Source organism: Bacillus sp. GMs2/2, from assembly GCF_050172095.1.
Classification (GTDB): Bacteria; Bacillota; Bacilli; order Bacillales; family Bacillaceae_G; genus Bacillus_A; species Bacillus_A cereus.
In genome coordinates this window covers 1-7,402 of sequence record NZ_JBNLYE010000201.1, presented here as the reverse complement: position 1 = coordinate 7,402, position 7,402 = coordinate 1, and the positions used below count along the sequence as shown (strand labels likewise).

Here is a 7,402-nt window from a genome sequence, read left to right as displayed (position 1 = left end):
AAACATAGTCCATAGTCTATCACAAAAGAAACACCCATTCTATAGCTATTCCTCTTTTCCAATTTCTTCTGAAAAATCAACCTTTATTGACTTATAATAGTTAATAAGGTAAAATATTAAATGTACAAAATTATTAACTTTGTTTTTGTTTGTGTCAGGAGGAAAATAACATGGAATCAGCGATACAACTAGAAAGAGAACAACAAAGAAAAAAGAAACATCCTCCAGGTTTATACTTACTCTTCTTTACAGAAATGTGGGAAAGATTTAGTTACTATGGATTACGAGGATTATTAACATTATATTTAACGACAGCTTTAGTAAGCGGTGGTCTTGGGTTTAGTCCCGCATGGGCACTCTCTATTTACGGATTTTATACTGGAGCCTGTTATTTCACACCAATGATTGGTGGATACTTAACAGACCGTTTTCTAGGTAGACGAAAAGCAATCACAATTGGTGGTATAACAATGGCAATCGGTAACCTTACACTATTTGCCTTGCAAAACCAATTAGGTCTATACCTCGGATTAGCGCTTATTATTATAGGTAACGGATTCTTCAAACCGAACATCTCTACACTGGTTGGAGAATTATACGAAGAGAACGATCCAAAACGTGATAGTGCATTTACCATTTTCTATATGGGTATTAACGTCGGGTCATTTTTAGCTCCACTCGTTTGCGGATTTTTATCAGAAAATTTATTCAAAACAACAGTTGATGGCGTTGTACATTACGGATTCCGTTACGGTTTCTTAGCCGCTTCAATCGGAATGATCATTGGACAAATTTTATTTACAACACTATCAAATCGCTTCCTTGGTAATATCGGTAAAAAACCAACTCGCGATTTACAAACAGCTGCTGGACAACCATCAGTAGGAGATACACCGTTAACCAAAAAAGAAAAACAACGTACCGCAGTTATTGTCATTTTAACATGCTTCGTTGTCTTCTTCTGGGCTGGCTTTGAACAAGCTGGTAGCTCATTAACATTATATACAAACAAATTTGTAGACCGCTCTGTGTTCGGATGGGAAGTTCCAACATCTTGGTTCCAATCGGTCAATCCATTATTTATTATTTTACTTGCTCCAGTCATTTCTGCATTATGGGCAAAACTTGCAACTCGCAAGCAGGGTGATTTAAAAATCCCAACTAAAATGGGACTTGGTATGATCTTACTCGGTATCGGTTATATCATTCTCGTTATCGCTACATTAAAAACAGGTAGTGATGAACATAACATTACAGAAAAAGCAAACTTACTGTTTATCGTCTTTACGTATCTTTTCCATACGTTAGGTGAGCTATTCTTATCACCTGTCGGACTATCAATGGTTAGTTCGCTTGCTCCGGTAAAATTAGCATCTTTATTAATGGGTGTATGGCTAGCAAGTTCAGGTATCGCCAACATTTTAGGCGGACAACTTGCAAGCTTCACAACTTCACTTGGATACGCTGAAGTATTCACAGTTATTGGCGCTGTGGCAATTGTATTAGGCTGTGTTTTATTATTAATTTCTAAGAAATTAGTGAAATGGATGGATTAAAAAAGATGAGGAATTTCTCCTCATCTTTTTTATGCTGTTTTACCTTTTTCTATTGCTTGTTCGTACAGCTCTTTATGTTCTTTATATTCACTTGGTACGAAACTCTTATAAAAGAATGAGAACCAGCTGTCTCCTTTTTTATACCCTTCTTCTCGAATTTCCGCTGCTTTTTTATTCGATTTAAATCCTTCAGTAAACCACTTCTTTAACAATTCATTTCGTTCATACTTAGCAGGAACTTTTAAATCATAGTTTTCAAATGCATACTTATAGCCAGCCTTTTCTACTGCCTTTTTTGTAGACTTATAGCCTTTTTCATACGCTGTTTCATATGCCTTCACGTATACTTCTTTCTCTCTATTTTCAGGATTCTTTTCAGCTAGTTCTTTCCCTGTCTTTTCCCCTAATTCAGCTTGCTCTTTTTCAATTTTTTCGGTTCTTTCTTTATTCCCTACTTTGAACCCGTCTGCAAAGTTTACCTTAAACTCTGGAGCAACTTGACTATCGTCCATCGTCTCTTGTGCTAAACCTTGTTCTTTTCCTTTTTCAAAATGCGTTTTCTTCTGCTCTTCTAAAGACCATGCGGCTGCATAAGTCGCTTTAAACGCTTGTTTATATGCATCAGATTTTCCAGCTACATGCACTTCTGCATCATTTTTTCCTGCTTTAAAATCAGTTTCTCCATTCTTTTGACCTTCAAGTTGACCTTTTTCCATATCAGCTTGGCGCTGCGCTTCCTCTTGCTTACGTGCCTCTTCAGCTTTTCTTTGTTCCTCGGCTACACGTTGTTTCTCTTCTTCAGCTTTACGCTGTGCTTCTGCAGCACGTTGTTTTTCAGCCTCAGTATTGCGCTGTGCTTCTGCTTGTCTCTCAGCTTCTACAGCACTATTATTATTCTGACTAGGAGCTGGGCTCGTTGCGCCACTACTAGAAGCTGGTTTATTGTGATAATGATATTCCCCGTACTGTAATCCCCACTTCTCACAATTTGTACGACACGTATGTCCGCCATTAGCATCTGTACGCCCTGGATGCGCATAAGCTGAAATTGGAGCTACCAATAACGCTATACTCGTTGTTAAAAGAAGTTTCTTCACCTGTTGTCTCACTCTTGTTCCTCCCAAAATATAGAATTCTAACTTTATTATACATAAATAGAAGAATAATTAAATACAAACCGAAATATTCTATTATTTCTCAACATTAGTAAAAAAGAAGGGGAACTCTTTAAAGAGTTCCCCTTCTTTTTTACTCCTTCGCCTTCGTTCCTACTAAATCACCAGCAACAACATAACGCTTAGAATTGTCCTTTACAGATACACATGTAATAAGCGTTATCTCATCTTTCCCATGATCCTCTACAACTTCCCACTTATCAGGAGTCACTTCAGATACACCAGTAACCGCATACTCATATTCATTTTCATTGTCATACAAATAAATTTTATCGCCTTTTTTCAAAGAAGCTATATCACTAAATAAAACACCTTTTTTAGACATATTATGTCCTGCTAATGCGTAATTTCCTTTTCCCATAACTTGATTCTCTTTTACTGTCGCTGCACCTGATAATAAGTTTTTTTCAGTAGAAGCTTTTAAAACAGGCAGTTCTACTGAAACACTTGGAATCGAAATACGACCAATTACTTGTTTCTTATCTAATGATGCATTCGCTACTTCCGCCAAGTCTGGTTGATTAATTTTGGAAGCATCTACAAATTCCGTCTCATGCTTTTCATAATCCATCTTTTGAACAGCCTGCACATTTTCAGTCTGTTTCTTTTCAGCCTGATATCCATCATAAAATGGCTTTCCAATTAACACGCCACCTACAACAAATAGCAGAATTGCTACTATACTATAAATTCTTTGCTTATTCATACACTGTTCCTTTCCCTTACAAAATCTTACTCTATATAAAATGATAAAATAATATCGCTATATGTACAAGTATTAGCTGAAAAGAAACCTTCTTGCCGGTGCAAGAAGGTTTCTTTTTAAGCTAATTTATTTCTGTATAGTGATACGTGAAATACTGTCATTTGAATAAAGAAAATAGAAAATAGAATATATAATGGGTATCCAGGAAGATATTCATTAATAATAGGTGAAAAAGTTAAAAATCCAACTGCACAAGGTAAGACAAACCATAACGATACAAATGTTGTTCTACAAGCTTTATCCGTAATCGCTTTTTCACGTTCATCTTCTAGTGGAAATAATAATGGATACATCCAAAAAGATAAATTCTTATATTTTTTCTTTTGAATTCTATAAAAAATTGTAACTATAATTGCTCCAATAAATAATAAAATGAATGGTACTCCATTAAACCATACTTCAAACGGGAATTTCTCGTTTTTAATTATATCTGCTAACTCTGTAATAACACTATAAAATTCAACAAATGTCCAACATGCTAGTGCAGTATAGAGTACATTTATAATATAAGAAAAAACAATTCTATTCATCCTTTTCCCCCTCCTTATTTAAAACAAACACATCTTCCATCTTTAACTGAAACACATCACAAATCGTAAGTGCCAATAACAACGAAGGAACGTAATCCCCTTTTTCAATTGCTGCAATTGTTTGTCTCGTTACTCCAACCTTTTCTGCTAATACGCTTTGCGTAAAGTTAAAACGAGCTCTTAATTCTTTTACTCTGTTTAAAATGGTCAAATTTACCACCTCTCACCATTATTGTATGCTATCCTTAACAAAATGTAAACTCAACTTAACATTATTATTATAAAAAAATCCAACTCTACGTATTGTAAAGTTGGATTACATATTAATTTAAAATTTTAACTTTAACTGTTCTTCTACCCCAGTCATTAGCTTGAGCTGAATTTGGCATTAATAAATCAATGATATGCCCTTTTATTGCACTACCAGTATCTCCAGCAATTGCTGTTCCATATCCTTCTACATATACAGTAGAACCTAATGGGATAACAGATGGATCTACAGCAATTAATTTCATGTTTGGATTTGCAGTTAAATTATGTCCTAACTTAGATTTTACAGTTTCACCCGGTTTATAGCCATTTTCAGATGGATCAGCTGTATAAGCGGTTGCTGTTACGTAAAATTCTTTTCCACCTTGAGTTGGTTTCGTATCAGGCTTAGACTGTGTTTCTGTATTTTTTGCTACAGGTTCAGCTGGTTTACTAGCTTTTTCCTGCTTTTGCTTTTCAGCAATTTCTGCTTGTGCTTTCGCTAAAGCTTCTTGCTCTGCTTTTGCAGCCGCTTCTGCTTTTGCACGCTCTTCCGCTGCGATTCTTGCTGCTTCTTGCTCACGAGCAATCGTTTCTTGTACTGTCTTCATATTTGATTCAATTTTAGCTTTTTCTTCCGCTGCTAAATTAAGTTGACTTGCAACTTCATTATATTTAGCTTGAACTGTTTGTAAGTTATCTTGACGTTTTTTCAAGTTATCTTGCAGTTCAGCTTGCGCTTTTGCTAATTTTTGTTTGTCTACTACTAAAGATGCTTCTTTTTCGTCAATTGTTTTCTTGTCCTCTTCAATTTGACGAAGATCTTGTTCTTGTAGACGTAAAATTTCTTTATCAGCTTCTAGAATAGTAGAAACTGCGTTCATACGTTGTAAGAAGTCTGCAAAGTTTTTTGACTCTACTACAACTTCTACTACTAAACTTGTATTTGAACTGTTTTGAACAGAAACCATACGTTTTCTCATAATATCTTTACGAGCAAGGACTTTATCCTCCAAAACGACAATTTCTTGCTTTTTTTGCTCAATCTGCTTATGTGTTTCATCGATTTTACGTTGAATAGCAGCTTGATCCTCTTTATTTTTTGCAATTGTATTATTTAAATTATGTAGTTCGTTTTCGATACCTTTAATTTCTTTACTAACAGCTTGCTTCTCTTGCTCTTTCTTTTGCATTTCTGCATCGTTTTGTTGCAATTGCTGTTGCATGTTGTTAAGTTTCTCGTCGTTTGACTCTGCTTTAACAGCGACTGTACTAGAAAGACCGATAATTCCTGCTAATACTAGACAGCTGATTCGCTTAAAATAGTTCATAATCCGACTCCCTTCTTATACAGTTATACATGATTTATTTTACAGTTTGTTTACAAAACGATTAAATACAGTTTATTTTTCGTGACGAAAAAAAGAGAATTATGAATAAAATGTAATAGATTCTTAAATATTTAACAATTCCTATATTTAAAAAATACAAAAGATGCTAAAATCCAAATATAGAGAAAATATAACTTTCGAAGGCGGTTGAAATAAATACATGTTTACTCAAAAAAAATCACTCCAACATACAATTGCTCAATTAGAAGAGCGTATACAAGAATTAGAAGCAGAATTAAAACAAAAAGATATCGAAAAGCAAGAGACTATTTCTACTATCCACGATCGTGTACAAAGCGTTATCCAAGAGCATCAACTTGTAAATAACCAACATAATACACTTCAAAATTTAGTTCAACAGTTAAGTTCATGTTTCGAAAATGTTTCAACACGTACGACACATTCCAATGAGTTAAATAATGAAATGTTACAAAAGGAACAAAGCTTAATTCAGTCTATTGCAGAAATTATTGACTGCTCTAATGAAGGAAAAGAATCCGTTCACCGTTTACTTATTGTAATTAATAAATTAGGTGAACAATCTCAACGCACGTCTAATAGTATGAATCATCTAAGCGAACGCTCAAAGGAAATCGAGCAAATTGTAGAAGTCATTCAAAACATTGCAGCACAAACAAATTTACTTGCATTAAATGCGAGTATTGAAGCAGCACGTGCTGGAGAGCACGGTAAAGGATTCGCCGTCGTTGCCAATGAAGTAAGAAAACTAGCGGAAAGTACAGCAGAAAGTACAAAAAACATCGGCAACTTAACGAAAAAAATACAAGAAGAAATTGAAAAAGCATATGATAACACAAAAGATAATTTACATTTAGTCGATGAAGGTGTAGAAATGAGCGCCGATACAAATGCTAGAATTGAAAATATTTTAGTTATGATTCAAACGTTACAAAATGGTGCTACAAATGTTATTAAGGCTATCGAAAACCAAAAGTCTTGTAATGATGACATATTACGAGAATTCGCTAACACACAACAAATGTTCCAAAAATTAAATACTACTATTATGAATCATATTCATGATGCTGAAAAAGTCGATGTTCAATTATCTAAAAGTCTTCAAGGAACAGTGACTTCTTAATTAAAATTAAGAATCCCTTATACTGCTATAAGGGATTTTTATTTTATTTTGAATATTTATTTCTTTTCAATATTCATCCATATCTTTGTTATAATGGAAAAGTTGTTTCTTTCAACTAATAAACAAGGAGGTTATTATGGAACAATTTTACTACGTTTTAAAATATTTAATTCTCGGTCTGTTCCAAGGACTAACAGAACCAATTCCGATTTCTTCAAGTGGTCATCTCGTTTTAGCACAACATTTGCTAGGACTAAAAATAGAAGGGTTTAGCTTCGAACTACTTGTTAATTCAGCTTCATTATTAGCTGTATTACTTATTTATAGAAATGATTTAATTCGTCTAACGAAGAATGGTCTCTCTTATATATTTACAAGAGCAGAAGACGCAAAATCAGATTTCTTCTTTATTATTTATCTTGTTATTGCAACCATTCCAGCAGGTGTTATTGGTGTTTTATTTAAAGATTACATCGATCAGTACTTAAAAGGTGTGAAGATGGTTGGGGTTTCCCTTCTTATTACTGCTGTCGGCCTTTGGATTATTAGAAATTTACGCGGTCGTAAAAATGATGGCGACCTTTCTATGAAAGATGCAATCATCGTCGGATTAGCACAAGCTAGATCGGAAGA

At 34.3% G+C, this 7,402-nt stretch carries 7 protein-coding genes and 1 pseudogene; 3 read left to right on the top strand and 5 right to left on the bottom strand.

Going from position 1 to position 7,402, the window contains the following annotated elements; all coding sequences use genetic code 11:
• The first annotated feature begins 170 nt into the window (after positions 1–170).
• A complete protein-coding gene (locus ACQGS6_RS19810) occupies positions 171–1,556 on the top strand; it encodes a peptide MFS transporter (protein ID WP_044584139.1) in 1,386 nt (461 codons plus the stop codon).
• Between the two features lie 29 nt (positions 1,557–1,585).
• Here ACQGS6_RS19810 and ACQGS6_RS19805 read toward each other — a convergent pair whose 3' ends face one another.
• The 5 genes from ACQGS6_RS19805 to ACQGS6_RS19785 form a co-directional block, all read right to left on the bottom strand.
• Positions 1,586–2,665 (bottom strand): YHYH domain-containing protein, encoded by a 1,080-nt coding sequence (locus ACQGS6_RS19805; protein WP_001249809.1) that lies wholly within the window; start codon positions 2,663–2,665, stop codon positions 1,586–1,588.
• A 139-nt stretch (positions 2,666–2,804) separates the two neighbouring features.
• Positions 2,805–3,437 carry a class A sortase gene (locus ACQGS6_RS19800; protein ID WP_426965463.1) on the bottom strand — a complete coding sequence of 211 codons (633 nt, stop codon included), beginning with the start codon at positions 3,435–3,437 and terminating at the stop codon, positions 2,805–2,807.
• A 116-nt stretch (positions 3,438–3,553) separates the two neighbouring features.
• Positions 3,554–4,027, bottom strand: coding sequence for a hypothetical protein (locus ACQGS6_RS19795; protein ID WP_001080043.1), 474 nt, complete (start codon positions 4,025–4,027; stop codon positions 3,554–3,556).
• Positions 4,020–4,238, bottom strand: coding sequence for a helix-turn-helix transcriptional regulator (locus ACQGS6_RS19790; RefSeq protein ID WP_000154020.1), 219 nt, complete (start codon positions 4,236–4,238; stop codon positions 4,020–4,022). Before ACQGS6_RS19790 ends, ACQGS6_RS19795 begins: the two co-directional genes overlap by 8 nt.
• 112 nt (positions 4,239–4,350) lie before the next feature.
• Positions 4,351–5,607, bottom strand: coding sequence for a 3D domain-containing protein (locus tag ACQGS6_RS19785; protein WP_001105785.1), 1,257 nt, complete (start codon positions 5,605–5,607; stop codon positions 4,351–4,353).
• Positions 5,608–6,238: 631 nt separating this feature from the next.
• Between ACQGS6_RS19785 and ACQGS6_RS19780 the strand changes: the two are divergent.
• Both ACQGS6_RS19780 and ACQGS6_RS19775 read left to right on the top strand, forming a co-directional pair.
• A pseudogene (locus ACQGS6_RS19780) lies at positions 6,239–6,769 on the top strand (methyl-accepting chemotaxis protein); the annotation flags it as partial.
• A 136-nt stretch (positions 6,770–6,905) separates the two neighbouring features.
• A partial coding sequence (locus tag ACQGS6_RS19775) for an undecaprenyl-diphosphate phosphatase (protein WP_426965462.1) occupies positions 6,906–7,402 on the top strand: 497 nt, incomplete at its 3' end.

Bases quoted from the DNA above. Each gene is read 5' to 3' on its own strand.
- ACQGS6_RS19810 (WP_044584139.1), top strand. From the start codon at position 171: ATGGAATCAGCGATACAACTAGAAAGAGAACAACAAAGAAAAAAGAAA.
- ACQGS6_RS19800 (WP_426965463.1), bottom strand. From the start codon at position 3,437: ATGAATAAGCAAAGAATTTATAGTATAGTAGCAATTCTGCTATTTGTT.
- ACQGS6_RS19795 (WP_001080043.1), bottom strand. From the start codon at position 4,027: ATGAATAGAATTGTTTTTTCTTATATTATAAATGTACTCTATACTGCA.
- ACQGS6_RS19785 (WP_001105785.1), bottom strand. From the start codon at position 5,607: ATGAACTATTTTAAGCGAATCAGCTGTCTAGTATTAGCAGGAATTATC.